This window comes from Hymenobacter aerilatus, assembly GCF_022921095.1.
GTDB lineage: Bacteria > Bacteroidota > Bacteroidia > Cytophagales > Hymenobacteraceae > Hymenobacter > Hymenobacter aerilatus.
In genome coordinates this window covers 3,102,546-3,128,867 of the sequence record NZ_CP095053.1, presented here as the reverse complement: position 1 = coordinate 3,128,867, position 26,322 = coordinate 3,102,546, and the positions used below count along the sequence as shown (strand labels likewise).

The window sequence follows — 26,322 nt, the reverse complement described above, 5'->3', positions numbered from 1 at the left end:
TTCTGTGCTGTCTTTGATTCGGGCGGCTAATCCGTTATCTTTGCGTTCTTCATGCTACCCATGTCTGTGTTTCGCCCTACCGCCTTCTTTGTTCTGCTTCTGAGCGCGTTGCTGCTTGGCTCGTGCAGCGGCTACCAAAAGCTGCTCAAGAGCAACGATGTGAACAAAAAATATGAAGCCGCCATCAAGTATTACGAGGAGGGCGACTATTTCAAAGCCGGTACGCTGCTAGAGGAGCTGCAACCCCTACTGAAAGGGCGTCCCGAGGCCGAAAAAGCCCAGTTCTTTTTTGCTAACACCAACTTCAAGCAGCGCAACTACGTGCTGAGCGCTTACTATTTCAAGGCATTCTACGAAACTTACCCCAACTCGCAGTATGCCGAGGAGGCCATGTTTCTGCACGCCAAGTCGCTGTTTCGCGACTCGCCGGAGTATGAGCTAGACCAGACCAACACGCTGTCGGCCAACGAAAGCATCCAAGAGTTTTTGAACCGCTACCCTGAAAGCACGTTCCGCCCCGAAGTGGAGAATATGTCGCAGGAGCTGCAGAAGAAGCTGGAGAACAAAGCCTTTCAGGGCGCCAAGCTGTACCAGCAGCTTCGCTACTACCAATCGGCAGTGGTGGCGCTGGGCAACTTTCAGCAGCAGTATCCTGCCTCAGTGTACAGCGAAGATGCGGCCTACCTGAAGCTGGAGTCGCAGTTCAACCTAGCTAAGGAAAGCGTGGCCGAGAAGCAGCGCGAGCGGTACTTGGAAGCAGTGGCTTTCTACCAGCAGTTCATCGACGCCTACCCTAATAGCCGTAGCCTTAAAGGCGCCGAGAACATGTATGACTTCTCGCGCAAAGAGCTGGACCGTTTGAAGACCAGCGAGAAGACGGATGCATCGGCCGCTGCCAACTAGGTAGCCCTACCCCCCAAAGACAATTCTCTGACTCTGAAGATACCCTTTATGAAAGTTCCGAATAACGTTTCCCCCTCTATCGTGACGCGCAACATGTCGGATTTCGCGCAAGACACCGGCAACGTGTACGAGTCTATTGCCATCATCTCGAAGCGCGCCAACCAATTGTCGGTGAAGCTGAAAGAAGAGTTGAACGGCAAGCTGGCTGAGTTTGCTACCACGGTTGATAATCTTGAAGAAGTGTTTGAAAACCGCGAGCAGATCGAGATTTCCAAGCACTACGAGCGCCTACCCAAGCCCACTAACCTCGCCATTGAGGAGTTTCTGGAAGGCAAAGTGTATTTCCGCACGCCGGAAGTCGATAACAACGGCAACCTGCTCGCCAACGAGTAATTGCCTCCCCGCGCATGGCACTGCACAACCGTAAGATTCTGCTGGGCGTGTGTGGGAGTATTGCCGCCTATAAATCGGCCGCGCTGGTGCGGCTGCTTGTGAAAGCCGGGGCCGAAGTGCAGGTAATCCTGACCGCTTCGGCCTCGGCTTTTGTTACGCCGCTCACCTTGGGCACGCTCTCCAAAAAGCCGGTGTTGCAGGGCTTTCTGAAAGACGAGCGAGCCGGCGAGTGGCACAACCACGTGCACCTAGGCTTGTGGGCCGATGTATTGTTAGTGGCCCCAGCCTCGGCCAACACCATTGCCCACTTCGCCCACGGCCTCTGCGACTCGCTGCTGGATGCCGCCTACCTTTCGGCCCGTTGTCCTGTATTCCTGGCCCCAGCTATGGATCTGGATATGTACCAGCACCCAGCCGTGACGGCCAACCTAACTGCCCTGCGTAGCTACGGCAACCACGTGCTCGACTCGCCCAGCGGCGAACTAGCGAGCGGCCTCTCCGGCCCCGGCCGCATGCTGGAGCCCGAGGAGATTATGACGGAGTTAGAGCGTTTTTTTGGGTCGGAGGTGTAGGGTAAGAGGCCTGTCATCCTGAGCGGAGCGAAGGACCTTATCACGTTGGAATTACTACCGAACGACGCCGTTTTACTGTGATAAGGTCCTTCGCTCCGCTCAGGATGACAGATGAATTCATAATTTTTAATTCATAATTTCTAATTGAAAATCCTGCTCACTGCCGGCCCTACCTATGAACCGCTGGACCCCGTGCGGTTCATTGGCAACCGCTCGACGGGCAAGATGGGGTACGCGCTTGCCGAAGCCTTCGCGGCGGCCGGCCATACCGTCACGCTGGTGAGTGGGCCCACTGCTTTGGCCGTGCCTACCCACCCGGCCATTCAGACAGTGCATGTGGAAACGGCTGCGCAGATGTATGCCGCCGCTGCCGAGGCCGCGCCTACGGCGCAGATTTGGGTATTTGCGGCGGCGGTAGCCGATTATCGACCCGCCGAAGTAAGCCCCGAAAAAATCAAGAAAGCCGGCGATACGCTCACGCTTACGCTGGTTAAAAACGTGGATATTGCCGCTACGCTGGGAGAAACGAAGCGTGCTGAACAATTTTCGGTGGGTTTTGCGTTGGAAACCAACAACGAGCAGGCGCACGCGCTGGATAAGCTTCGCCGCAAGAATTTCGATGTGGTAGTGCTCAACTCCCTACGCGATGCCGGGGCTGGTTTCGGCCACGATACTAATAAGGTAACCCTGCTCACGGCCGATGGCGTGGTCACGACATCGGACTTACTTCCTAAATCTGCCGTGGCGCAGGATATTGTTCAGTTTGTGCTTGCCCGATATGCCCAATATGCGTAAACTACTATCAGTGTGTTTGTTGTTGGCTGCTTGCCTGTGTACCTCAACGGCGCGGGCGCAGGAAATACTGGCTGATGTGCGCGTGACGACGGAAAACGTGACGGTGTCGGATCAGCAGATTGTGCTGCAAATGCAGAACGACATCCAAAACTTCCTCAACACCCGGGCCTGGACCAACCAGACTTACCGACCTGAGGAAAAAATCCGGTGTAAGTTTTTTGTGGGGCTGACCGGGATTCCGCAAACGGGTACGTACACGGCCACCGTGCGCATCATCACTACGCGCCCCGTGTACGGCACCGGCTACGAAACCAACGTCATGTCGATTTCCGACCGGGGGTGGTTGTTCAACTACTCGCCGCAGAACCCGCTGGACTTCTCCGAAAATACCTTCGTGGGTAACTTGTCGTCGCTCTTGAGCTTCTACGCCTACATCATCATCGGCATGGACCAGGATAGCTTTGCCCGCCTGGGCGGCACGCCCTACTACGACCGGGCCCGTAATATCCTGCTAGCCGCCTCGTCGCAGACGGTCACCAACGAGTCGGATGGCGGGTGGAAGGACGGGGAACCACGTAACCGCTATTGGCTGCTCACCAATCTGCAAGACCCTCAGCTTGAGGCTTTCCGTACGGGTTCATATGCCTACTACCGGCAGGGTATGGACCTCTTTATTGAGAAGCCCCAAGATGCCCGCGCCAGTATTCTCACGGCGCTGACCAACATTCAGGCCGCCGTGTTGCGGCGACCGGGCACGTTGGTAGCTCGTTCCTTTTTCGATACGAAATCCGACGAAATTGCCAATATCTTCCGTACCAGCCAAGACCCGCAGCAGAAACAGCAAGTGGTGAACATGCTCGGCGAAATCGACCCGACGAATACGGCTAAGTACCAAGCTATTCTGAAGTAAGGGAATATACCTTCCTACCTTGTATATTAACCTATAGGGTCGTTTGTACTTAAGATAATAGAAAAGTAGGGAATGGGAGATAAAATCCGTATTTTCTACTAAAAAAATTGGTTGCCTCTTGTAAGTTGCCCGCAATCAGCTAATTTTATTAGCTGATTGCGGGCTTTTGCGTTTGAGAAAGTCCTGTTGAACTCTGCTGGTTGAGCTGCTGATAGCCCGACTGGTCTACCTTTCCAGCTTCTATCTACTCCCATGCTAGTTGATTTGCGCATCAAGAATTACGCTCTGATTGAGCAATTGCAGCTACGGCCTTCGGCTCTGCTGAATATTATTACCGGCGAAACCGGCGCCGGCAAATCCATCATGCTGGGGGCTATTGGCCTGCTACTCGGCAACCGCGCCGACTCTAAAATGCTCTTCGACACGGAGAAGAAGTGCGTGATTGAAGGCCAGTTTGACATCAGTGGCTACCAGTTGCAGGATATTTTCGAGGCCGAAGACCTGGATTATGACGCGCAGTGCATCCTGCGCCGTGAGATTAGTCCGGCCGGTAAGTCGCGGGCCTTTGTGAACGATACGCCGGTAACGCTGGACGCCTTGCGCAAAATCGGGGCAAACCTGATGGACATCCACTCCCAGCACGACACGCTGCTGCTCGGTGACGCAGTATTTCAGCTCAACCTGCTCGACCTGTATGCCGGCCTGGTGCCTACCCGCGCCCAGTACGGCACCGCCTACCGCCAATACCGTAAGCTGGAAGCCGATCTGAAAAGCGTGGAAAGCCAGGTAGCGCAAGCCAATAAAGAGTTGGATTACAATAGCTTTCTGCTGAATGAACTAGAAGAAGCTCGCCTCGATACGGAAGACCAGGAGGCGATGGAGCAAGAAATAAAGCAGCTAGAGCATGCCGAGGAAATCAAGTTTAAGTTGACGCAAGCCTTGCAGGCTCTCACCGAAAGTGAGTACTGTGCTACCGGCAGCATGAAGGAAGCGGCCAGCCTACTCGGGCAGGTATCGGCCTACGCCGACACATTCAAAGACCTAAAGGTGCGCCTCGACAGCTGCCTGATTGAATTGCACGACATTGCCGACGAGGTGGAAACCGCCGAGCGTCGCACTGAGGGCGACCCGGCCCGTATCGACGAGTTGCAAGGCCGCCTCACTACCCTTTACAATCTGCAGCGCAAGCACCAGGTGCGCGACCTGCCAGGACTATTAGAGGTGCGCGAAGAATTACGCGAGAAGGTAGGCTCGGTGCTGAATCTGGACAAAGAGATCAGTCGTCTACGCAAGGATACGGAAGGCGCACTAGCCACCGTGACGCGCCGGGCGGCCCAGCTCTCGGAGCAGCGGCAGCGTAGCTTCCCGAAGTTCCAGAAGGAGCTAGCAGCCTTGCTTTCCGACCTGGGCATGCCCAACTCGCGCATTGTGGTGCAGCACAGCGTGGGCCAGCCTACCACCAGCGGCATCGACGTTGTTAGTATCCTGTTTACGGCCAACAAAGGCGCCCAGCCCCAAACCTTGAGTAAAGCCGCGTCAGGCGGTGAGTTCTCGCGGTTGATGCTGTGCATCAAGTATATGTTGGCTGATAAGACGGCCCTACCCACAATAGTGTTCGACGAAATCGATACGGGTATTAGCGGGGAAATTGCGGTGAAGGTAGGGCGCATGATGCAGCAGATGGCCAAGAAACACCAGCTTATCGCCATTTCGCATCTGCCGCAGATGGCCGCTGCCGGCGACGCGCACTACTTCGTATACAAGGAAGACCGCGCCGACCGCACCATCAGTCGCATCAGGGAGCTGACGTTGCAGGAGCGCATCCGCGAAATTGCGCAGATGATTTCCGGCGCCAACCCCAGCGAATACGCTTTCCAAAGCGCCCGCGAGCTACTGGCTATGCGCGGCGAGGAACTGGTAGGGTAGGCAGTGAAATTGTGAAGTTGTGAGATTGTGAAGGGGTGAATGGCTAACTTGGCAGCTCGTATTGTAAAACCCACTTGGGGAGGGGTAGGGTTCGTATCAGACCAACCTTCACAACTTCACAACTTCACAACTTCACCTCATGCCTAATCTACTCGCTGGCAAAGTCGGAATCATATCCGGCGCCCTCAACGAAAAATCAATTGCCTGGAAAGTGGCCCAGAAAGCCCACGCCGAGGGCGCCCGCTTCGTGCTGACCAACGCCCCGCTGGCGATGCGCATGGGCGAAATCAACGCCCTGGCCGAGGAGTGCAACGCCCCCATCATCGCGGCTGATGCTACCTCAGTGGAGGACCTGGAAAAGCTGTTCTCGGGCGCGCAGGAGCAGCTGGGTGGCAAGATTGACTTCGTGCTGCACTCCATTGGCATGTCGCCGAACATCCGTAAGGGTAAGCACTACGGCGAGCTGAACTATGACTGGTTCCAGAAAACGCTGGACATCTCGGCGCTGTCGCTGCACAAGATGCTGCACGTGGCCGAGAAGCAGGATGCCCTCAATGAATGGGGCTCGGTGGTGGCCTTGTCGTACATCGCCGCCCAGCGCGCTTTCCTCGATTACACCGATATGTCGCAGGCCAAGGCCGTGCTCGAAAGTATTGCCCGCAGCTATGGCCAGCGCTTGGGTAAGCAGAAGAAAGTACGCGTGAACACCGTGTCGCAGTCGCCTACCAAGACCACGGCCGGCGCCGGCATCAGCGGTTTCGACGCGTTCTACGACTATGCCGACAAACTCTCGCCCCTCGGCAACGCCCCCGCCGAAGCCTGCGCCGACTACTGCATCTCGCTGTTCTCGGACCTCACGCGCTACGTGACCATGCAAAACCTCATGCACGACGGCGGCTTCAGCACCACCGGCATCTCGGAGGAAATGGTAGAAGTACTGACGAAGGCTAGTTCGTAAGCTGAATTAATTTATGTAAAAAGCCTGGCCGGATGGTCAGGCTTTTTTGTTTACTGCGGCTGTTCTGGCTTATGTAAAATAAAAGGATAGTATTCATCCTAAGGCTAGGATAATACTTTATATTACACGTTCTCAAAGTATTTGGTGAAGCAACAGGGCTAAACAGATAATGAAGAAAAAGCTTTATCTAAACTTGTAGGGTTGCTTAGCTAAATTTCGTAATATAACCATATATTGAATGGAACAGGTATCAAAAATTCCCGATGGCAAGAAGTTGTTTCATTATTCAACACCTCCAGGTTTGTTGGGGATGTTGGAGAGTAAATGCTTATGGTTTTCTAATATACATTACTTAAATGATTCAAGAGAGTATTATTATATTTTTGATCTTCTAAAACGTGTTTTAGAAGAAGGATATCATGCTATAGTGCCCCAAAAATATCTTTCTGTGATAAAAGAAAAAGAAAGAACTAGAAATAATTATGATGAGCCTGCTTGGCTTTACGAGACAGATACAGATTACTGGACTAACATCAACATGATACTTCCTGTCTTCAGTTTCTCTTTGACTGAAAAGAAGGATATTTTAAGCCAATGGAGAGGGTATTGTCCAGATGGTGGTTACTCATTTAGTTTCGATAGCGAACAGCTTAATGATATGATGAGAGAATATCGATTGGAAATTAAGAAATGTTTGTACGATGATACAGAACAAAGAAAATTTATAAGAGATGAAGTAATAGGTGTTACTCCAGAAAATTATGTACTAGCCTTCACTGATCAAACACCTTTCGGTTTACCTCCAGCATTGGATTCAATGAAGTATATGTATGCAAGAGCATCAAGATACGCACCATTGTTCAAACACTATAAGTTTAAAGAAGAAAGAGAATGGAGAATAATTAAAGATTATAATAAAGATTTCAGTGAAAGAATTTTAATGGATCAAAATCCTGCATTAGAACTAGATATAGTTGAAAAAAGAATTGATATTAAATTTAGATATGGTAAAAATACTATTATACCATATTTGCAAATACCGTTTTTGAAGTATAATGAGAAGGGTGAAACGGTACTCGATGAATATAATAATAAAATTAAAACACATATTAAAATACCTGAACTTGTAATAGGTCCAGGGCCACAGAAAGAACTAAATGAGCAAGCTTGTAAAACGATGTTGAATATGAGAATAGACGGAAGGGAGGGAAATACGAAGATAGTGCAGTCAAAAGTACCATACAGGAATTGGTAAATTCGAAACGTGTTTCGTAATGATTTTATAACTAATCATGATAATAGCTCCTCATACAACGGCGCAGCCGGCAGCTGAAACACATCGTGCAGCGCTTGCTTGGCGGCGTGGTAGCCGCACATGCCGTGCACGCCGCCGCCGGGAGGGGTAGCAGAGGAGCATAGGTAAAGCCCTTTGGTAGACGTACGGTAGGGCGAGGCGCGCAGGGCCGGTCGCGTGAAGAGCTGGCCGATATCTAGAACGCCGCCGTTGATGTCACCGCCCACGTAGTTGGGGTTATAGGTTTCCATCTGGGCCGTGTCGAAGGTGTGGCGGCCGATGATCCGGTCGCGGAAGCCGGGCGCGAAGCGCTCTACCTGCTGCTCGATGGCGGCCGTCATGTCGATGCGAGAGCCGTTGGGCACGTGGCAGTAGGCCCAAGCCGTATGCTTGCCAGCCGGGGCGCGGGTAGGGTCGAAGAGGCTTTGCTGGGCCAGCAGCACAAACGGCCGCGTAACGTGGTGACCTTGGGCCGTGGCCCGCTCGCCGGCAATAATTTCCTCGCGGGTGCCTCCGAGGTGTATGGTACCGGCTTGTCGGCATTCGGAGGCAGTGAAAGGAATGGGCGCATCCAGGGCCCAATCGATTTTAAACACGCCCATGCCGTAGCGGTAGCGCCGCAGTTGCCATTGGTACACCTCAGAAAGGCTGTGGCCAGCAATCTGCAACAGTTGCTTGGGCGTCACGTCGAGGAGCACGGTGCGGGCGCGGGGCAGCTGGTCGAGCGAGCGGACGAACGTGCCGGTTTCTACGGTGCCGCCCAGCGCCCGGAAATGCGCCACCAGCGCATCGGCAATGGATTGGGAGCCGCCCTGGGGTAGGGGCCAGCCGCCGCGGTGGGCCGCAATCAACAAGACCAACCCAATGGCCGACGTGGTGAGGTTGCTGAGCGGCTGAATAGCATGGGCCGCCATGCCGGCAAATAAACCCCGCGCTTCTTTTTGCCGAAAATAACTAGTGAGTACGGAAGCCGGCAGCATGGCCGGCGCCCCAAACTGCGCCATCTGGATGGGGTGTTTGGGAAGGTGCAAGGGTGCTAGCACGTCGTTGGCAATAGCAGGCCAACTGGCTATCAGCGGTTCCAGGAGCTGACGGTAGCGCTGCTCGTCCTGGCCCAGGCTACGGGCTGTATCATCTAGAGAGTCGTAAACCGCAGCGGCCGTGCCGCCATCGAAGGGGTGGGCTGCGGCTACGGGGGACGTGAGGTACTCCAAACCGTATTGCGCGAGGGGTAGGGTTTGGAAGAAAGGCGAGCCAACGGCCAGCGGGTGAATGGCCGAACAAATGTCGTGGCGGAAGCCGGGGAGCGTCAGCTCGGCTGTGCGCAGGCCACCGCCCAGCTGGTCCTTGCCTTCAATCAGCAGTACCGACAAGCCGGCTTGTTGGAGCGTAATGGCGGCCGCCAGGCCGTTGGGGCCGGAGCCAACTACCACGGCATCGTATCTGGAATCGGGCATAAAGTGCGGAGTAGGAGCGTGACTATACGAGGGTAGAGGCAGGGTGCGCTAAAATACTGCGTTTGGCAACGTTCCCGTAGAAAAAGGCGGCGTGCCACTTGGGAAAGGTAGGGTAAACCAGTAGTATGTGCTTCGTCCTACCCATCTCCCACCTATGCATCATCCCTTCTTTCGGCTCGCGGGAGCCATGTTGCTGCTGGCGCTGCTGGCCTTCGGGCCACCCAAAAAGAACATCACCGTGTACTTGGTCGGCGACTCTACCATGTCAATCAAGGAGCGCAAAGCCTACCCCGAGACGGGCTGGGGAATGCCCTTTACGGTGTTTTTCGACGAAACCGTGACCGTAGACAACCGCGCGCAGAACGGGCGTAGCACCAAAACTTTCCTGGCTGAAAACCGCTGGCAACCTGTAGCAGCCGCGCTCAAGGAAGGTGACTACGTGTTCATCCAATTCGGCCACAACGATGAGGTGCCCACGAAAAAGAGCTACACGCCTGAGGCCGACTACCGCGCCAACCTGGTACGTTTCATCCAGGAAACCCGCGCCCGCAAGGCCACGCCCGTGTTGCTCACGCCGGTAGCGCGCCGCAAGTTCAACGACGTCGGCAAGATGGAAGGCACGCACGATGTGTACTCTGCCTTGGTGCGGACCATTGCGCAGGAGCAAAAAGTGCCGCTCATTGATCTGGACCGCGAAAGTCAGGCGTTGTTGCAGCAGTTTGGGGTAGAGAACAGCAAGTTGCTGTTCAACCACCTGGCGCCTGGCGAGCACCCCAACTACCCTGATGGTCGTGAAGATAACACGCACTTCTCGGAGCTGGGCGCCCGCAAAATGGCCGAGCTGGTCTTGGCTGATATTCGTGCGCTGAAGCTGGAACTGGCCGACCGCATTGTGCAGCGCGAATCCAAGAAGACCGTGGATGCGCAGGCGCGGTAGGGTAGGGCGTATTATAGCGTTGTTCCTGAACAAGTAAAAATGAACGTCATGCTGAGCGCAGCCGAAGCATCTCTACTGATAGTAAATTAATTACTCACGGTAGAGATGCTTCGACTTCGCTCCGCAGGACGAGTTGAGGTGAATTTCTTATTGAGAGCCAAATCTCTTGTACAAAGACCAGAGTATGTCATACATAAAAAGCATTGGGCTTCTGTTCCTATTGGCGCTGCTGGCCTTCCAGCTGCCGCCTGCCCGCAAAACGACCATCTACCTGATTGGTGATTCCACCATTGCCCAGAAAATACCGCAGACGTTTCCGGAAACCGGCTGGGGCATGCCCTTTCCTACCTTCTTCGACTCCACCATTGTGGTAGCCAATCATGCCAAGAATGGCCGTAGCACGCGCACGTTTCTGGCCGAAAACCGCTGGCAACCCATCATAGAAGCCCTGCAGCCGGGCGACTACGTATTCATTCAGTTCGGGCACAATGACGAGGCTGAGAACTACCCCGACCGGTACACTCCCGTGGCCGACTACCGCAAGAACCTTCTGAAATTTGTGACCGAAGCGCGCCGCAAGCAGGCCTTCCCGGTGCTGATTACGCCCGTCACGCGCCTCAAATTTGTGGGCGGCAAGCAGCAGGAAACGCATGTGGCCTACTCGGCCGCCACAATGGAAGTAGCAAAGGCGCAAAAAGTACCGCTGATTGATCTGGACAAAATGAGCCGGGACCTGTTGCAGCAGTTCGGGGAGCAAAACAGCAAGCTGCTTTTCCTGCAGCTCGCGCCCGGTGAGCACCCTAACTACCCCTACGGCCGCCAAGACAATACGCACTTCTCGGAACTGGGCGCTCGCAAAATGGCGCAACTGGTTGTGAGCGAGTTGAAAGCACAACACTCGCCGCTGGCCGACCACCTTGCCCGGCCCCTACCCAAAAACGCCGTACCGCCTACCAAGGGCCCCGATGCCCAGCCCACTACCCCATGAAGTACCTAATTTTCTTCTGCTGCCTGTTCAATGTATTGCTGTCCCAACGGGCTTTTGGCTACGATTTCGTAGTGGCGCAGGACGGCAGCGGGCAGTTTCGCACGGTGCAGGCCGCCATTGATGCCGTGCCGGACTTTCGGAAGAAAGTCACTACCATCTTCATCAAAAAGGGCATCTATAAAGAAAAGTTGGTGCTGGCGGGTACCAAAAACCTGGTGCATTTCATCGGCGAAGAGGCCCGCACGACCATCCTCACCTACGACGACTACAACCAGAAAAAGAACCGCTTTGGCGAGGACAAGGGCACGTCCGGCTCTGCTAGTATCTACATCTTCGGTACTGATTTTTCGGCTGAGAACCTAACGTTTCAAAACTCATCGGGACCAGTGGGGCAGGCCGTGGCCGTGTGGGTAGCCGGCGATAAAGCCCGGTTTAAGAACTGCCGGTTTCTGGGCTTTCAGGATACGCTCTACACCTACGGTTACGGGAGCCGGCAGTATTACCAGGATTGCTATATCGAAGGCACCACGGACTTCATTTTTGGGTCTAGCACGGCGTGGTTCGAGCGGTGCGAGATTTTCTGCAAGAAGGGTGGTTCCTTCGTCACGGCCGCTTCTACCCCCGATACCACCCGCTACGGCTACGTGCTCAATCACTGCCGCCTGACTGGCAATGCGCCGGCCAACAGCTACGCGCTGGGCCGTCCGTGGCGCTCTTACGCCAAAACCGTGTATCTGCACTGCGAGCTGGGCAATTTCATCCGGCCCGAGGGCTGGGACCCGTGGGACAAGGAGGAAAACAAGCGCACCGCCTACTACGCCGAGTATAATAGTACCGGCCCCGGTGCCGCGCCCAAGCAGCGCGTGCCGTGGGCGCACCTGCTCACGCCCCAGGAGGCCCAGCAATATACTCTCACTACCGTGCTGCGCGGCTGGGACCCTACGAAAGAGTAAACAGAACAGGCTACAATCCTAGCCCCAACTGCCGCCCTACCATATCAGCCTCCGTTTCCAGCCCCGACAACGACACGCCTAGCAGGCGCACGCCTTTGGGCAAAGGTAGGAGCGCCGCGAGCAACTCGTGGCTGATGCGGGTCACCGTGGCCGTGTCGGCCAGAGGGGTAGGGAAGCTGCGGGAGCGGGTAATTTGTTGGAAATCGGCGTATTTCACTTTCAGCGTAACGGTGCGGCCGCGCAAACCGGTTCGCTCGCAGTGCGCCCAGACCTTTTCCAGACACGGTTGCAAGTGCTCGGTGAGGTCGGGCAGGGTAGTAAGGTCGCGAGGAAATGTGGTTTCGGCGCCAATGGATTTGCGCACCCTATCAGCCACCACGGGGCGGTGGTCCTGGGCTCGCGCAATGGCGAAGTAGTGCGAGCCGGCCTTGCCGAAGTGCTGCCGCAGAAACGCCTCCGACTGCTGCCGAAGGTCCCAGCCCGTGCGAATTCCCAGCTGCTCCATGCGCGCCGCCGTCACGCGCCCGATTCCATGAAACTGCCCTACTGCTAGCTGCTCCACAAACGCCAGCCCCTCGTGCGGCCGAATCACAAACTGTCCGTTGGGCTTGCGGTAATCGGAGGCCAGCTTTGCCAAAAACTTGTTGTAGGAAATTCCCGCTGAGGCCGTGAGTTGTGTTTGGGCTAGAATCCTCGCCCGTATCTCTTCGGCAATGCGCGTAGCCGAGGGAATATTGGGCCGGTTCTGGGTCACGTCGAGGTAGGCCTCGTCCAGTGAAAGCGGCTCAATTAGTTCTGTGTAATCGGCGAAGATGGCGTGAATCTGCCGCGATACACTCTTATACACTTCAAAGCGCGGTGGCACAAATAGCAGCTCCGGGCACAGGCGCCGCGCCGTGGTGGCCGGCATAGCCGAGCGTACGCCAAACTGCCGGGCCTCGTAGCTGGCGGCGGCCACTACGCCCCGCTCCCGCGCGCCGCCTACCGCCAGCGGCCGACCGCGCAGCTCGGGATTATCGCGCTGCTCCACGGAAGCATAGAAAGCGTCCATGTCGAGGTGGATGATCTTGCGGATTTCGGGCGCCAGTGGGGTAGTCGTCAGCACCCGACAAAGATACGGTGGGTAGGGGAGAGGAACTATCGGCCTACCGCACCGGTTGGGCGGATACGGCGTGCCTCTGCGCGTTTCAGTTGTAGAAATACGCTGCTACCCCAGCAGGAAAACGGTACCTTTGCCGCCCTGTTTATCCCCTCTTTTACATGCATGCACCCAAATTCGCGGCTTCCCGCTCTTTTCATCAGGAGCTGAAGCGCCGCACCAACGCCTACTTTGCCGAAGCTGGTAAAGCTACTACGGGCGGCAAGTCCTTGTTTATCAAAGCCCTGATTCTAACCATCACCTTCGTTGCCCTCTACGTGCACTTGGTATTCCTGACGCCGCCTACCTGGTTGGCCGTGCTCGAATGCCTGTTGCTGGGCGGCGTGGGCGCTGCTATCGGCTTCAACGTGATGCACGATGGCGCCCACGGTTCGTTCAGCAAAAAGCGCTGGGTGAATCAGTTTGCGGCGTTTACGCTGAATGTGATGGGCGGCAACAGCTTTATGTGGAACATGAAGCACAACCTCATCCACCACATGTACACCAACATCGACGGGATAGACGACGACCTAGACGCGCAGCCCTGGCTACGCCTCAGCCCCGGCCAGCCGCGTCGTCGCCTGCACCGCTTCCAGCACCTGTACTTCTGGTTTTTCTATGCCTTGCTGTTTATCGCCTGGATTTTCTACATGGATTACCAGAAGTATTTCCGGGGTAAGATCGGGGAGATGCCCATCAAGAAAATGAACGCATCGGACCAAGGCGTTTTTTGGGGCTTTAAGGCGCTTCACCTGGGACTGTTTGTGGCCTTGCCAATTTATATGGTAGGATTCGTGAGCTGGTTGGTAGGGTTCCTGCTCTTTATGGCAGTGGCCGGTTTCACCCTCAGCATCGTGTTCCAACTGGCGCACACTGTAGAGCACGCCGAGTTTCCGGTGCCGCATGCCACTACCAATAAGCTGGAAGACGAGTGGGCCATTCACCAGATTAAGACTACGGCCAACTTTGCCACGGACAACAAGATTCTAAGCTGGCTGGTTGGTGGGCTCAACTTTCAGGTAGAGCACCATTTGTTTCCTACCATCTCCCACGTGCACTACCCAGCTATCAACAAGATTATTCGGCAAGTGTGCGAGGAGTTTGGCATTGAGTACAACGAGTACCCGAAGATGCGCTACGCAGTAGCCTCGCACGTGGCACATTTGCGCGAGTTGGGTAGGCGGTAGAGTACAGTAGTAAGTAGTGTATAATGAAAAGGCCGCTCTGCAAAGAGCGGCCTTTTTCTGTGATGTATTAAGCGACGCACACAGCGTTTTTGATATAGAGTCTATCTGACAGAATACGAATGACTTGATAACAAATTTTAGTATCTTTGCGCCCCCGCCAGGGTGGCGGGCCGGCGCTTTAGTGCTGTGTATCAAGCAAAAACGCGATTCGGAGGCGGGCCCTGCGCCGAACGTGTACACGAGGGCCACTAGCTAATATGGCAGAAGTAGTAGACAACTTCGACTGGGACAACGTCGGAGCCAACAGCTTCGGCGGTAATTATTCCGCAGAGGAGCGCGCCCGGATGGAGGAAATGTACAGCGACACGCTGACGACCGTCCAGGAAGAAGAAGTAGTACGTGGCGTAGTGGTAGGCATCACCGACCGCGACGTTATCCTGAACATTGGTTTCAAGTCCGACGGACTGGTACCAGTGTCTGAATTCCGTGACCTGCCCGATCTGAAGCCCGGCGACGAGGTGGAAGTATTCATCGAGGAGCAGGAAAACGCAAACGGCCAGCTGATCCTGTCGCGCAAGAAGGCGAAGATCAAGCAGGCTTGGAAAGCTATTTACGACGCTCTGGAGAATGACACCATTCTGGAAGGCGTAGTAAAGCGTCGCACCAAAGGTGGTCTGATTATGGACCTGGACGGCGTAGAAGCCTTCCTACCCGGCTCGCAAATCGACGTGAAGCCTATCCGTGACTTCGACATTTATGTAGGTCGTCGCATGGAAGTGAAAGTGGTGAAAATCAACGCTGCTTTCGACAACGTGGTAGTTTCGCACAAAGTCCTGATCGAGAAAGACCTCGAGAAGCAGCGCGAAGCCATCCTCAACAACCTGGAGAAAGGCCAGATCCTGGAGGGCGTTATCAAGAACATGACCAACTTCGGTGTGTTCATCGACCTCGGTGGCGTAGATGGTCTGCTGCACATCACCGACATCTCGTGGGGCCGCATTGCACATCCTTCGGAAGTGCTGCAACTCGACCAGAAGTTGAACGTGGTAGTACTGGACTTCGACGAAGCCAAGAAGCGTATTTCATTGGGCCTGAAGCAGCTGACCCCGCACCCATGGGATTCGCTGCCCGAGGACATGGGCGTAGGCTCAAAAGTGAAAGGCCGCATTGTGAACGTAGCCGACTACGGCGCATTCATGGAAATTATCCCTGGCGTAGAAGGTCTCATCCACGTATCAGAAATGTCGTGGAGCCAGCACCTGCGCAACCCGCAGGACTTCATCAAGCAGGGCGACGTGGTAGAAGCGCAGATTCTGACGCTAGACCGCGAAGACCGCAAGATGAGCCTGGGTATCAAGCAACTGAGCGAAGATCCATGGACTCGTGGTGATTTCGCTGAGAAGTATGCTGTGGGTACCAAGCACAACGGCCTGGTGCGCAACCTGACCAACTTCGGCCTGTTCGTAGAACTGGAAGAAGGTGTAGACGGCCTCGTGCACGTGTCGGACCTGTCGTGGACCAAGAAGATCAAGCATCCTTCAGAAGTCGTGAAAGTAGGCGACCGTCTGGACGTGCTGGTACTGGAGCTGGATGTAGCTAACCGCCGCCTAGCCCTGGGCCACAAGCAGCTGGAAGAAAACCCCTGGGATACGTTCCAGACGGTATTCACTCCTGGCTCGGTGCACCGCGCTACCATCACGGAGAAAAACGACCGTGGTGCCGTGCTGGAGCTGCCCTATGGCATCGAAGGCTTCGCTTATCCTAAGTCGCTGCAGAAAGAAGACGGCTCGCAGGCTGAAAACGGCGAATCGCTGGACTTCCGCGTGGTAGAATTCTCGAAGGACGACCGTCGCATCGTACTCTCGCACACGGCTGTATACAACCAGTCGCAAGAAGAAGAAAGCCGTGCTTCTAAGTTCAAGAAGAAGACGCCAACTGCTACCGCTGGTGGTGTTGCTACTACTAGCGCAGCCGACGTGAAGAAGGCTACCTCGCAGCCGGCTGAAAAGTCGACGCTGGGTGACCTGGACGCCTTGAGCGCCCTGCGTGACCGGATGATGGGCTCGGAGCGTGAGGCTGGTGAGCAGAAGCTGCAGGCGCAAGCCAGCAAGAAAGCTGCTCCCGCTGCCGAAGAAGAGGGCCTGGTTGCCCGCGTAACCAAAGCCGCTTCCGACGCCATCGACACCGTGACGCACGCTGCCGAAGACGTAGTTGACCGTGCCAAGCACCTGCTCGACTCGGACGACGACACCAACAAAGAAGACAAAGCGTAAGCTGACCTTCTAGCTGGAAACGAGAAGCCCCGGAGCAATCCGGGGCTTTTTTGTGTATAATAAACTTACTATGATACAGAAGTTTAGTGAATAAAGCCAAGAAAAGGAGTGGATTGGTTTGGCAAAAGTCGATTATTGACGTATGTTTGCGCTCCCAATCCGGTGACGTGACCGAGTGGCTAGGTAGAGGTCTGCAAAACCTCCTACGGCGGTTCGAATCCGCCCGTCACCTCTTCCTGTTTTGCTTGCTTGCCCCGGTCGATTAGCCCCGACCGGGGCTTTTTGCGTGTAGGGGAGTAGGTAGTCAGAAAGCCAGCTAGTATTCCAGCAAAACCATTCTGTACGCCTACCAGTATGCTTATCCTTTGAGCCCATCCTGCGTATAGGGCGGGCATACTCCGTTTTTCACCCACGCTTATTGTATGAAGATTGTCGACCTGCGCACCATGCGCGGCCCTAGCTATTGGTCTGTTAAACACACCCGCCTGATTGTGATGAAGGTGGACTTTGGGGAGTGGGCCGGCACTTGGTCGAATAGCGTAGCTGAGTTACCAGAGCAACTGGCAGAACTGTTCCCGAACCTGGGCATGGCCAATCCGCACCACTCTGCTGAGGCTGCCAAGCACCCGCCTCTCACGCGCGAGCAATTAGCCGACGGCGAACCACTAGCCTACGTGCTGCAACACATGGCGCTGGCCTTGCAGCGGCAAGCTGGTATGCCAGTGTACTGGGGCAAATCCTACCCTGCGCACGAAGAGGGCATGGATATGATAGTATTTTCCTATCGAGAGGAGCGGGCCGGCCGCCAAGCCGCCGAATACGCGGTGGAAACCCTGGATGCGCTGTGCAACGGCAAACCGGTGGACTTGAAGCCGATACTGGCAGAGTTGCACCACATTCGTGAAGAAGAGTATTTCGGCCCCAGCACGCAAAGCATTGTATCGGAAGCGGCCTCGCGCAATATTCCATACATCCAATTGGAAAGTAGCAATATCATTCAGCTAGGCTACGGAGTAAACCAAAAGCGTATCTGGGCCACTACTACTACCTATACCTGCAACGCGGGGGTGGAAATTGCGGGCAATAAGAACCGCACGAAAGCCATGCTCAAGAACGCAGGCGTGCCCGTGCCCCGCGGTACTACCGTGTACTCCGAAGACGGTCTGCGCGACGCCATCGAGGAATTAGGCTTTCCCATTGTGACCAAGCCGCTAGATGGCAACCACGGCAAGGGCGCTACCATCAAGATTCAGAACTGGGAAGATGCCGTGGCGGGTCTAAAAGCAGCACAGGAATACTCGCGCGCCGTGATTGTGGAGCAATTTATCGAAGGCGCTGACTTCCGATTATTGGTGGTAAATGGCAAGCTGGTGGCTGCGGCCAAGCGCACGCCCGCTGCCGTGACGGGCGACGGAACGCACACCATTCAGCAGTTGATTGACGAAGTAAACACCGACCCTCGCCGCGGCATTGGGCACGAAAAAGTGCTCACGGCTATCAAAGCTGACAAGCACACGCTGGATATTCTGGCGGCTCAGCAACTCACGCTGGACTCGGTGTTGCCCACGGGCCAGACAGTTTACCTCAAAAGCACGGCCAACATTAGCACTGGGGGCACGGCCACTGATGTGACTGACCTGGTAGACCCTTACAATGTGCTGCTGGCTGAGCGCGTGGCCGGTATTATCGGCCTCGATATCTGCGGCATCGACCTATTAACCAATGATATTGCGGTGCCGCTCAACGAAACTCGCGGTGCCGTAATTGAGGTGAATGCTGCGCCTGGCTTCCGGATGCATATTTCGCCTACTGATGGGCTACCACGCAACGTGGCCGCGCCCGTGGTAGACATGTTGTTTCCGCCCAGTGTGCCGTCTCGCATCCCTATCATCGCCGTGACGGGTACCAACGGCAAAACCACCACCACGCGCCTGATTGCGCACATGGTGGCATCCAAGGGCTATAAGGTAGGATTCACGACGACGGATGGCATCTACATCCAGGGGGTGCAGCTCCAGAAAGGTGACTGCACCGGCGGCCAGAGCGCCGAGTTTGTGCTGCGCGACCCTACCGTGAACTACGCGGTGCTAGAAACCGCCCGCGGCGGAATGCTGCGCTCGGGCCTGGGCTTTCACTCCTGCGATATTGCCGTGGTGACCAACGTAGCGGCCGACCACTTGGGCCTGCGCGATATTTACACGGTAGAGGAAATGGCCGCCGTGAAGGGCGTGCTACCCCGCACGGTGCGTAAAAACGGCTGGGCAGTGCTCAACGCCGACGATGACTTGGTGTACCAGATGGGCCACAAGCTCGACTGCCGCGTGGCCTACTTCAGCATGGATGAGAACAACCCACGCATTTTGGAGCACGTGGAAGACGGCGGCGTGGCCGCGGTGTACGAAGAAGGTTATATCACCATCTACAAAAACAGCTACAAGCTACGCATCGACCGGGCCGCGGAGTTTCCGATAACGTTTGGGGGTAGGGCCGGTTTCAACATCGAGAATATCTTGGCGGCGGCCCTGGCCGGCTACTTGGCTGGCTTTAGTAAGGATGATATCAAGACGGCGTTGCGCACGTTCATACCCTCGGCCAGCAAAACGCCGGGCCGCATGAATATATTCAAATACCCGCAGTTTGAGGTGATTGTCGACTACGCCCACAACACGGCGGGTATCACAAAATTTGCGGAATTCCTGAATGCCACCGAGGCCACGCACAAGGTAGGCATCGTGTCGGGGCTGGGCGACCGGCGCGAGGAGGATACGCTGGGCTTTGCGCGCATAGCCGGCCAGATTTTCGATGAGGTAATCCTGCGCCAGGACCGTGACTTGCGTGGCAAAACCGCTGAGGAACTGCGCGACCTGATGACTCGCGGCCTGCAACTCGACAAACTGGAAATTCCTATCACCTACATCGAAGATGAGCTGGACGCCATCGACCACGCTCTGCACACGGCCCGTCCAGGCTCCGTAGTGTGCATTCTCACCGAGAACATCGGTGGCGCCATCAAGAAGCTGGAAAACTATCAGCCTGTCTGAACCACGGATTCGCTCGGATTTTTCGGATTCCACGGATTTTGTAGACGCTTTAAAACAAAAAGAGCTTGCCAAGTGGCAAGCTCTTTTTGTTTTGTGGTTCTTTTGAAAGTCTACTACAGAATCCGCGTCATCCGAAAAATCCGAGCGAATCCGTAGTTCAGACTTATTTCAGCGTGAACGTGGTTTTGCCGATCATCACGCCGCCCGAGTATAGCTCTACGGTGTGCAGGCCCGTTTTGTAGGACGCGCCCTTGGCATACAGGAATTGCACAGGCTGGCGAGTGTTGTCGAATACGATATCCTGCTTGGCCGTGTAGAATGCCTCCGAGCCATCGACCATGAACGTGCCGCCGCCGGTGCTCAGGTTGTAGAGGGCCGAGCCGTCGGGCTCAATCAGGCGCATCATGATTTGCTTAGTCTCTTTGGGAGCCACATCGTTGCGAGCCAGGTTGAAGGTAACTTTTACTTTCTCTACCCGCTTGGCTTTGAACTCGTTATCGTCGTCGTCCTTCTCTTTGTTGCGACCGTTAATAATGCCTACCCGGATGTTATCGGCTTGCAGACGCGAGGCCACCGCAACCTTTTCCGATAGGTCCTGATTGGAGCGCACTACCGTCGAGATGGTATCGGTGAGCTTGTTTTGGCGCTCTTTCAGGGTAGTGGTTTCAGTGTAGAGAGCCTCATTGTCAGCCTTTAGCTGAGCAATTTCCTCATCTTTTTTGCGCAGTTGGGCTTCAAAGTTGGCGGCGCGCTCCTTGAAGCGGCGCTGCTCGGCAATGGAAAAGCTGCCTTTGCGGAAGGAGCGCAGCTTCAATAGGTCGGCGTTGATAGCCGAAATTCGGGCCAGCAGTGAGTCGTTGGATTGCCCCATGCTCTGTACTTCCTGGCTCTGGCGCTCAAAATCGGCCTTCAGGGTTTCGTACTCTTTGATTTGTGCTTCCAGCTTGTCGTCTTTCTCCTTGACGGTGGCTGTGAGCTGTTCGTTTTGCTTGCCTTTCTGCTGATTCAGGTAGAACAGGAAGCCGTTGATGCCCAGTAGCACCAGAAAGAGGGCCACGAACAGCCAGACCCGGTTGTTGTTTTTAGGTTCAGAATTTTGAGTTGGTTCCATGTAAGGGAGGGTTAAGTGATACCCGGCAGATGCGGGTGGGACCAGTACCTTTGTGCACAAAAATAAAGGGATTGTGCACGTGCGCAAGTCTCAGACGAAATCAGACAAGGTGATGCAACCTACTTCAACGCTCGACGCAGCCTACTGGCAAGGCCGCTACGAGGCCGGGCAAACTGGCTGGGACACGGGTGAAATAACGCCACCTCTGCGGGAATATTTCACGCAGCTACCCGGCCCCGATGCCCGCCGCATCCTCATTCCGGGCGCTGGACGCGGCTACGAGGCCGAGTATTTGTACCGCCACGGCTACCCCAACGTGTGGGTGGCCGATGTGGCGCCCGACGCGCTAGCGGCGCTGCAAGCCCGTGTGCCCGACTTCCCAGTGGAGCACTTGCTGTTGCAGGATTTTTTCACGCTGTCGCCCGCCGAGCCGTTCGATTTGCTGGTAGAGCAAACCTTCTTCTGCGCCCTCGACCCCGATCAGCGCCCTGCCTACGCCCGGCAGTGCGCCGCACTGCTGCGCCCCAGCGGCATACTCGTGGGCCTACTCTTCGATACCGAATTTTCGCAGCCTGGCCCGCCCTTTGGGGGTAGCGCGGCAGAATACCGTACCTACTTTGAGCCGTACTTCGACTTCGTGCACTTCGCGCCGGCCTACAATTCCTTGCAGCCCCGGCAGGGTAGGGAGTTGTTTATGTGCCTACGTCGGAAAACGGAGGTTAAGCTGTAGCTTGCACTTCCCCACTTTCTATCCTCATCTGTTGTCTTACCGGCTGTCGGCCCAGGCCGCTAGCTCTTACCTTGCTTTCCTATGTTTGCCCAACTCGCCAACGCCCTTCCACACTTCCGCAATACCAATTCCGGCCAGTTTTTTCTGATGGCTGGCCCCTGCGTCATCGAGGGGGAAGACATGGCTTTGCGTATTGCCGAGCGCATCAAGCACATCACCGACAAGCTCCAGATTCCGTACATCTTCAAGGGGTCTTACCGCAAGGCCAACCGTAGCCGCCTAGATTCCTTCACGGGTATCGGCGACGAAACGGCCCTGCGCATCCTGCAAAAGGTAGGGCGCGAAATCGGGGTGCCTACCGTGACTGACATCCACGAAACCACCGAGGCCGCCTTTGCCGCCGAGTACGTAGACGTGCTGCAAATTCCGGCGTTCCTATGTCGCCAGACCGATTTACTGATTGCCGCTGCTAAAACCGGCAAGGTCGTGAACGTGAAGAAAGGTCAGTTTCTGAGCGGCGACGCCATGCAATTTGCCGTGGACAAGGTGCGGCAGTCCGGCAACGAGCACGTGATTTTGACCGAGCGCGGCAACTCATTCGGCTACTCCGATTTGGTAGTGGACTTCCGCAACCTGCCGGCTATGCAGCAGTTTGGCGTGCCCGTGGTGATGGACGTAACCCATTCCCTCCAAAAGCCCAACCAAAGCAGCGGCGTGACAGGCGGACAGCCGGCCCTCATCGAAACTATTGCCAAAGCCGCCATTGCCGTAGGCGCCGATGGGCTATTCATCGAAACGCACCCTACCCCCGCCACTGCCAAATCGGACGGTGCCAACATGCTGCCGCTAGATCAGCTGGAAGGCCTGCTTACGCGCCTCACCGCCTTGCGCCAAGCGTTGCAAGACACGGGCAGCATTGAGGCGCTGTCGGCGTAAACAATGTTTGTCATCCTGAGCGGAGCGAAGGACCTTTTCACAGCAGAACGACTACCGTAATAACGACTAGTTCTGCTGTGAAAAGGTCCTTCGCTCCGCTCAGGATGACAGATAATTTTTACGTTCTCGTATCTTTCTCCCCTCCCTGTTTATTCTCTTCATGAAACAATTTTTTAAATACGTGCTGGCTACGCTCACGGGGCTGGTGCTGTTTGGTATACTAAGCGTTGTGCTGCTGCTGGGGGCGCTGTTTGCCCTGGCCAGCTCTGCTGATAAGGAAGTGACGGTAGCCAGCAACTCGGTGCTGGAAATCAAGCTAGATAAGCCGCTGGCCGAGCGCGAGAGTCATAGCTCGCTGGCCTCGCTGATCAGTTCCCAGGCCGATGATATTGGGCTGGAACAGGTGAAAGAAGCCATTGGTCGGGCCAAAAACGACGGCGACATCAAAGGCATTTTGCTGAACGTGGAGCTGGTGCAGGGCGGCATGGCCTCGCTGGAGGAAATCCGCGACGCGCTGCTGGACTTCAAGAAGTCGGGCAAATTCATCGTGTCGTACGCCGATGCGCAGTCGGAAAAGAGCTACTATCTGGCCTCGGTGGCCAACCGCATCTACCTCAATCCGCAGGGTACGCTGGAGTTCAACGGCCTCAGCTCGGAGACGTACTATTACAAAAACCTGTTCGATAAGCTGGGTGTGGAGCCCTACATCTTTCGGGTAGGGTCGTTTAAGAGCGCTGTGGAGCCGTACTTCCGCACCAGCATGTCGGACTCGGCGCGTTTGCAAACGTCGTCCTTCCTGAACTCCCTTAACGACTACATGCTAGGCCACGTGGCCACGGCGCGCCGCATTCCGGGGCCGCGCCTCAAGGTCATCAGCGACTCGATGCTGGTGCACAACGCCGACGACGCTAAGCGCCTCGGTCTGGTGACGCACCTAGGCTACTACGACCAGGCCACCGACTACATCAAAGGGAAGGTAGGCATAGCCAAGGATAAAAAGCTGAGCACGATTGACCTGAGCGACTACTCCAAAAACAGCGAGACAGAAACGCTGAACAGCAACCGCATTGCCGTAATCTATGCCGAGGGCGACATCGTGACGGGCAAGGGTAGCAGCAGCAGCATTGGCAGCACGCGCTTTGCCGAAGCCATTCGCAAAGCCCGCCTCGACGACAACGTGAAAGCCGTGGTGTTGCGCGTGAATTCGCCGGGCGGCTCGTCGCTGGCGTCGGATATCATCTACCGCGAAGTGGTGCTTACTAAAAAGGTGAAGCCTATTATCTGCTCCATGTCGGATGTGGCGGCGTCGGGTGGCTACTTCATTGCCATGGCCTGCGACACCATTGTGGCCCACCCCAATACCATTACGGGCAGCATCGGCGTATTTGGCGTGCTGCCGAACATCGGCCCGTTTCTGAGTGAGAAAATCGGGGTGACGACGGACCGCGTAAATACGGGCGAGTTCTCGGACATCCCGACCATTACGCGCCCGCTCACGGCCTACGAGAAGCAGCAGCTGCAACAGGAGGTAGACCGCATCTACGCCGATTTTACCACCAAAGCCGCCCAGGGCCGCCGTATGCCGGTGGAGCGTCTGCGTCGCCTGGCGTCGGGTAGGGTATGGTCAGGCTCGGAGGCCAAGGCCCGCGGCCTCGTAGACGTGCTGGGCTCTATGGACGATGCCCTGCGCATTGCCGCCCGCCGCGCCAACTTGAAAGAAGGCGACTACTCCTTGCAGCGCCTACCCCGTCAGAAGACGTTTGTCGAGAGCATGTTCAGCAGCCTGAACGAGGAAGTGCGCCTGCGTATGGTGAAGCAGGAAATGGGTGCCCTCTACCCAATGTATGAGCAGTACCAGAAGCTCCTGCAGATGAAGGGAGTGCAGGCCCGTATGCCGTTTGAAATGACAATTGAATAACGACTTACTGCGTCTGTCATCCTTCGCTTGCGAAGGATGACAGAGGATTTTATAGTTTAACCCACCCCATGCAACATCTCCGCGAAGCCACTGCCTACCTCCAGACCCACCTGCAAGATTTTCAACCCGAGTTCGGCATCATCCTCGGCACCGGCTTGGGTGGGTTGGTCCACGAAATTGAGGTGCAGCACACCTTCTCCTACGCCGATATTCCGCATTTTCCGGTATCGACGGTGGAGAGCCACTCGGGCAAGCTGCTGGCGGGTACGCTGGCGGGTAGGAGGGTGCTGGTGATGCAAGGGCGCTTTCACTTCTATGAGGGCTACTCCATGGAACAGGTGGTGTTTCCGGTGCGCGTGCTGAAGCTGTTAGGCATTCAGAAGCTGTTTGTGAGCAATGCCGGCGGTGGCCTCAACCCCGACTACAACTACGCCGACCTCATGCTCATTGAGGACCACATCAACCTGCAACCCACCAACCCGCTCATCGGCAAAAACCTGGACGAGCTAGGGCCACGCTTCCCCGATATGCTGGAGCCCTACGACCACAGCCTGCTGGCCCTGGCCGAGAAAGCCGCCCAGAAGTTAGGCTTTGCCGACAAAGTGCGACGCGGCGTGTACGCCTCCCTACCCGGCCCCATGCTCGAAACGCCCGCCGAGTACCGCTACCTGCGCACCATCGGGGCCGATGGGGTAGGGATGAGCACCGTGCCCGAAGTTATTGCCGCTGTGCACATGCAGCTGCCCGTGCTGGCCATATCCGTCATCACCGACCTATGCGCCCCCGGCAAGCTCAAGCGCGTGCAGCTCGCCGACATCCTGCGCGTAGCCGCCGACGCCGAGCCTCGACTTACTGCGTTGCTGAAAGCCGTGGTAGAGCAGTGTTGAAGAGGTGCAATTGTTGAATGAAAAAAGCCTGTCATCCTGAGCGCAGCGAAGGACCTTCTCACAGCAGAACGAGTCGTTGTTACGTCCGTCGTTTTGCTGTGAGAAGGTCCTTCGCTCTGCTCAGGATGACAGCCGTTTAGGCTATCTACAAACTCACAATTTTACCATTACTCCCGCAGAATAATATTCTGCCGCTGCACGCTCAGTACCGTGAACACGCCCACACCGCCTGTTACGGTTGATTTCACGCCGGATGGCTGCGCGAAGGGGTTGTTGTTGGCACTGCGCGCATCTTGCACCGATTGCAGGAAGTTGTAATAGGGCGTGTCGAGGTGGAAAAGGCTGACAATGAGCGTATCGTTGGGGCGAAACTCGTAGGAGGTGCCCAGCGTGATACTCTGGCCATCGGTGAGGCGGTCTTGCACGGTGTACTCTACTTCCGGGTCGTTGAGCAGCGAGCGGCGGTGTACCATGAAGCGGTAGGCGTCGCCCAGGCCAGCAGGGTCCTGGAAAGTGTTGAGGACGTAGGCCCGGCGCTGGTTGCCGGTTTCATTATTGAAGCGCCACTCCACATTCTGAATCGGTACGGTAGTCGGCATGGTAGCTGTACCAGTCAGGCGCCTACCTTGCTTATCATACACTTCTAACTGGAAGGTGTCGCCGGGGCGGGCATTCAGCCGGCGTCGGCCAATGTGCGTGTAGCCCTTGCGCGTAGCGCGGTCGATGGTGGGCGCGTACATCAGCGTATCGCGGGTGCCGTTGGGGCGGATAATGATGGCCGTAACATCGGGTACCAATGGTATAGCAACCTCGGCTAGGTAGGGCTGCGTTTCGGTCACGGCTAGGCGCGGCACCACATTTGGCTCTAGATAAGCCTCCACTACCAACTGCGACGGCCCAAAGGGCAAGACCACGTCAACGTCTTTCTGCAAGCTGCCGCAGCCGGCCAGCAGGGTAGGGGCAAAGAGGCTCAGCAACAGCCAGGCCACAGGTTGGCGGCGGAAACAGCGCATCG

At 55.9% G+C, this 26,322-nt stretch carries 22 protein-coding genes and 1 tRNA gene; 19 read left to right on the top strand and 4 right to left on the bottom strand.

Annotated elements, in window-relative coordinates:
• Positions 1–51: 51 nt before the first annotated feature.
• The 8 genes from MUN82_RS13085 to MUN82_RS13050 all read left to right on the top strand — a co-directional run bounded on the left by MUN82_RS13085 (position 52) and on the right by MUN82_RS13050 (position 7,712).
• Positions 52–903: an outer membrane protein assembly factor BamD gene (locus tag MUN82_RS13085; protein ID WP_245091081.1), complete on the top strand. Its 852-nt coding sequence runs from the start codon at positions 52–54 to the stop codon at positions 901–903.
• 48 nt (positions 904–951) lie between these two features.
• Positions 952–1,296: a DNA-directed RNA polymerase subunit omega gene (locus MUN82_RS13080; RefSeq protein ID WP_245091079.1), complete on the top strand. Its 345-nt coding sequence runs from the start codon at positions 952–954 to the stop codon at positions 1,294–1,296.
• 14 nt (positions 1,297–1,310) lie between these two features.
• Positions 1,311–1,868 (top strand): flavoprotein, encoded by a 558-nt coding sequence (locus tag MUN82_RS22480; RefSeq protein ID WP_375374074.1) that lies wholly within the window; start codon positions 1,311–1,313, stop codon positions 1,866–1,868.
• 144 nt (positions 1,869–2,012) lie between these two features.
• The gene (locus MUN82_RS22475; RefSeq protein WP_245091077.1) at positions 2,013–2,663 is read left to right on the top strand and encodes a phosphopantothenoylcysteine decarboxylase domain-containing protein; all 651 of its coding nucleotides are present in this window, start codon (positions 2,013–2,015) and stop codon (positions 2,661–2,663) included.
• Positions 2,656–3,573 (top strand): type IX secretion system protein PorD, encoded by a 918-nt coding sequence (gene porD, locus MUN82_RS13065; RefSeq protein WP_245091075.1) that lies wholly within the window; start codon positions 2,656–2,658, stop codon positions 3,571–3,573. Before MUN82_RS22475 ends, porD begins: the two co-directional genes overlap by 8 nt.
• 252 nt (positions 3,574–3,825) lie before the next feature.
• Positions 3,826–5,499: a DNA repair protein RecN gene (gene recN / locus MUN82_RS13060; protein ID WP_245091073.1), complete on the top strand. Its 1,674-nt coding sequence runs from the start codon at positions 3,826–3,828 to the stop codon at positions 5,497–5,499.
• 139 nt (positions 5,500–5,638) lie between these two features.
• Complete coding sequence (locus MUN82_RS13055; RefSeq protein WP_208307982.1) at positions 5,639–6,457, top strand: enoyl-ACP reductase FabI; 819 nt, start codon at positions 5,639–5,641, stop codon at positions 6,455–6,457.
• Between the two features lie 238 nt (positions 6,458–6,695).
• Positions 6,696–7,712 carry a DUF2971 domain-containing protein gene (locus tag MUN82_RS13050; protein WP_245091071.1) on the top strand — a complete coding sequence of 339 codons (1,017 nt, stop codon included), beginning with the start codon at positions 6,696–6,698 and terminating at the stop codon, positions 7,710–7,712.
• Positions 7,713–7,747: 35 nt separating this feature from the next.
• On the opposite strand, the gene MUN82_RS13045 is transcribed toward MUN82_RS13050, so the two are convergent.
• Positions 7,748–9,208, bottom strand: coding sequence for a phytoene desaturase family protein (locus MUN82_RS13045; protein ID WP_245091069.1), 1,461 nt, complete (start codon positions 9,206–9,208; stop codon positions 7,748–7,750).
• Positions 9,209–9,362: 154 nt separating this feature from the next.
• Here MUN82_RS13045 and MUN82_RS13040 point away from each other — a divergent pair, with 154 nt between their 5' ends.
• From MUN82_RS13040 to MUN82_RS13030, 3 genes are all read left to right on the top strand, one after another.
• On the top strand, positions 9,363–10,145 hold the full coding sequence (locus MUN82_RS13040) for a rhamnogalacturonan acetylesterase (protein ID WP_245091068.1): 783 nt from the start codon (positions 9,363–9,365) through the stop codon (positions 10,143–10,145).
• Between the two features lie 184 nt (positions 10,146–10,329).
• Positions 10,330–11,133 (top strand): rhamnogalacturonan acetylesterase, encoded by an 804-nt coding sequence (locus tag MUN82_RS13035; protein WP_245091067.1) that lies wholly within the window; start codon positions 10,330–10,332, stop codon positions 11,131–11,133.
• Positions 11,130–12,086, top strand: a complete 957-nt coding sequence (locus MUN82_RS13030) for a pectinesterase family protein (RefSeq protein ID WP_245091066.1) — start codon at positions 11,130–11,132, stop codon at positions 12,084–12,086. The genes MUN82_RS13035 and MUN82_RS13030 overlap by 4 nt, the downstream gene beginning before the upstream one ends.
• A 10-nt stretch (positions 12,087–12,096) precedes the next feature.
• Here MUN82_RS13030 and dinB read toward each other — a convergent pair whose 3' ends face one another.
• A complete protein-coding gene (gene dinB / locus MUN82_RS13025) occupies positions 12,097–13,191 on the bottom strand; it encodes a DNA polymerase IV (protein ID WP_262922819.1) in 1,095 nt (364 codons plus the stop codon).
• Positions 13,192–13,346: 155 nt separating this feature from the next.
• Here dinB and MUN82_RS13020 point away from each other — a divergent pair, with 155 nt between their 5' ends.
• The 4 genes from MUN82_RS13020 (at position 13,347) to cphA (ending at position 19,725) form a co-directional block, all read left to right on the top strand.
• Positions 13,347–14,411, top strand: a complete 1,065-nt coding sequence (locus tag MUN82_RS13020; RefSeq protein WP_245091065.1) for a fatty acid desaturase family protein — start codon at positions 13,347–13,349, stop codon at positions 14,409–14,411.
• A 257-nt stretch (positions 14,412–14,668) separates the two neighbouring features.
• The gene (rpsA, locus tag MUN82_RS13015; RefSeq protein WP_245091064.1) at positions 14,669–16,684 is read left to right on the top strand and encodes a 30S ribosomal protein S1; all 2,016 of its coding nucleotides are present in this window, start codon (positions 14,669–14,671) and stop codon (positions 16,682–16,684) included.
• A gap of 161 nt (positions 16,685–16,845) precedes the next feature.
• Positions 16,846–16,916, top strand: a tRNA-Cys gene (locus MUN82_RS13010).
• Positions 16,917–17,106: 190 nt separating this feature from the next.
• Positions 17,107–19,725 carry a cyanophycin synthetase gene (cphA, locus tag MUN82_RS13005; protein WP_245091063.1) on the top strand — a complete coding sequence of 873 codons (2,619 nt, stop codon included), beginning with the start codon at positions 17,107–17,109 and terminating at the stop codon, positions 19,723–19,725.
• A 163-nt stretch (positions 19,726–19,888) separates the two neighbouring features.
• Here the strand turns inward: cphA and MUN82_RS13000 are convergent, their stop codons facing one another.
• Entirely contained in the window at positions 19,889–20,836 is a 948-nt protein-coding gene (locus tag MUN82_RS13000; protein ID WP_245091061.1) for a DUF8428 domain-containing protein, read from the bottom strand.
• Between the two features lie 52 nt (positions 20,837–20,888).
• Between MUN82_RS13000 and MUN82_RS12995 the strand changes: the two genes are divergently transcribed.
• From MUN82_RS12995 to MUN82_RS12980, 4 genes are all read left to right on the top strand, one after another.
• Complete coding sequence (locus MUN82_RS12995) at positions 20,889–21,566, top strand: methyltransferase domain-containing protein (RefSeq protein ID WP_245091059.1); 678 nt, start codon at positions 20,889–20,891, stop codon at positions 21,564–21,566.
• 81 nt (positions 21,567–21,647) lie between these two features.
• Entirely contained in the window at positions 21,648–22,502 is an 855-nt protein-coding gene (gene kdsA, locus MUN82_RS12990) for a 3-deoxy-8-phosphooctulonate synthase (RefSeq protein WP_245091057.1), read from the top strand.
• Positions 22,503–22,662: 160 nt separating this feature from the next.
• Positions 22,663–24,420, top strand: a complete 1,758-nt coding sequence (gene sppA, locus MUN82_RS12985; RefSeq protein WP_245091050.1) for a signal peptide peptidase SppA — start codon at positions 22,663–22,665, stop codon at positions 24,418–24,420.
• A 68-nt stretch (positions 24,421–24,488) separates the two neighbouring features.
• Positions 24,489–25,307, top strand: a complete 819-nt coding sequence (locus MUN82_RS12980; RefSeq protein WP_245091049.1) for a purine-nucleoside phosphorylase — start codon at positions 24,489–24,491, stop codon at positions 25,305–25,307.
• A gap of 167 nt (positions 25,308–25,474) precedes the next feature.
• Here the strand turns inward: MUN82_RS12980 and MUN82_RS12975 are convergent, their stop codons facing one another.
• Positions 25,475–26,320, bottom strand: a complete 846-nt coding sequence (locus MUN82_RS12975; RefSeq protein ID WP_245091048.1) for a DUF4249 domain-containing protein — start codon at positions 26,318–26,320, stop codon at positions 25,475–25,477.
• Positions 26,321–26,322: the final 2 nt, after the last annotated feature.

Coding starts and splice junctions, on each gene's coding strand:
- MUN82_RS22480 (WP_375374074.1), top strand. CDS start 1,311: ATGGCACTGCACAACCGTAAGATTCTGCTGGGCGTGTGTGGGAGTATT.
- sppA (WP_245091050.1), top strand. CDS start 22,663: ATGAAACAATTTTTTAAATACGTGCTGGCTACGCTCACGGGGCTGGTG.
- MUN82_RS13055 (WP_208307982.1), top strand. CDS start 5,639: ATGCCTAATCTACTCGCTGGCAAAGTCGGAATCATATCCGGCGCCCTC.
- porD (WP_245091075.1), top strand. CDS start 2,656: ATGCGTAAACTACTATCAGTGTGTTTGTTGTTGGCTGCTTGCCTGTGT.
- rpsA (WP_245091064.1), top strand. CDS start 14,669: ATGGCAGAAGTAGTAGACAACTTCGACTGGGACAACGTCGGAGCCAAC.
- cphA (WP_245091063.1), top strand. CDS start 17,107: ATGAAGATTGTCGACCTGCGCACCATGCGCGGCCCTAGCTATTGGTCT.
- MUN82_RS13035 (WP_245091067.1), top strand. CDS start 10,330: ATGTCATACATAAAAAGCATTGGGCTTCTGTTCCTATTGGCGCTGCTG.
- MUN82_RS12980 (WP_245091049.1), top strand. CDS start 24,489: ATGCAACATCTCCGCGAAGCCACTGCCTACCTCCAGACCCACCTGCAA.
- MUN82_RS13020 (WP_245091065.1), top strand. CDS start 13,347: ATGCATGCACCCAAATTCGCGGCTTCCCGCTCTTTTCATCAGGAGCTG.
- MUN82_RS13050 (WP_245091071.1), top strand. CDS start 6,696: ATGGAACAGGTATCAAAAATTCCCGATGGCAAGAAGTTGTTTCATTAT.
- MUN82_RS13040 (WP_245091068.1), top strand. CDS start 9,363: ATGCATCATCCCTTCTTTCGGCTCGCGGGAGCCATGTTGCTGCTGGCG.
- MUN82_RS13030 (WP_245091066.1), top strand. CDS start 11,130: ATGAAGTACCTAATTTTCTTCTGCTGCCTGTTCAATGTATTGCTGTCC.
- MUN82_RS13000 (WP_245091061.1), bottom strand. CDS start 20,836: ATGGAACCAACTCAAAATTCTGAACCTAAAAACAACAACCGGGTCTGG.
- recN (WP_245091073.1), top strand. CDS start 3,826: ATGCTAGTTGATTTGCGCATCAAGAATTACGCTCTGATTGAGCAATTG.
- MUN82_RS13085 (WP_245091081.1), top strand. CDS start 52: ATGCTACCCATGTCTGTGTTTCGCCCTACCGCCTTCTTTGTTCTGCTT.
- MUN82_RS13080 (WP_245091079.1), top strand. CDS start 952: ATGAAAGTTCCGAATAACGTTTCCCCCTCTATCGTGACGCGCAACATG.
- MUN82_RS12975 (WP_245091048.1), bottom strand. CDS start 26,320: ATGCGCTGTTTCCGCCGCCAACCTGTGGCCTGGCTGTTGCTGAGCCTC.
- MUN82_RS13045 (WP_245091069.1), bottom strand. CDS start 9,208: ATGCCCGATTCCAGATACGATGCCGTGGTAGTTGGCTCCGGCCCCAAC.
- kdsA (WP_245091057.1), top strand. CDS start 21,648: ATGTTTGCCCAACTCGCCAACGCCCTTCCACACTTCCGCAATACCAAT.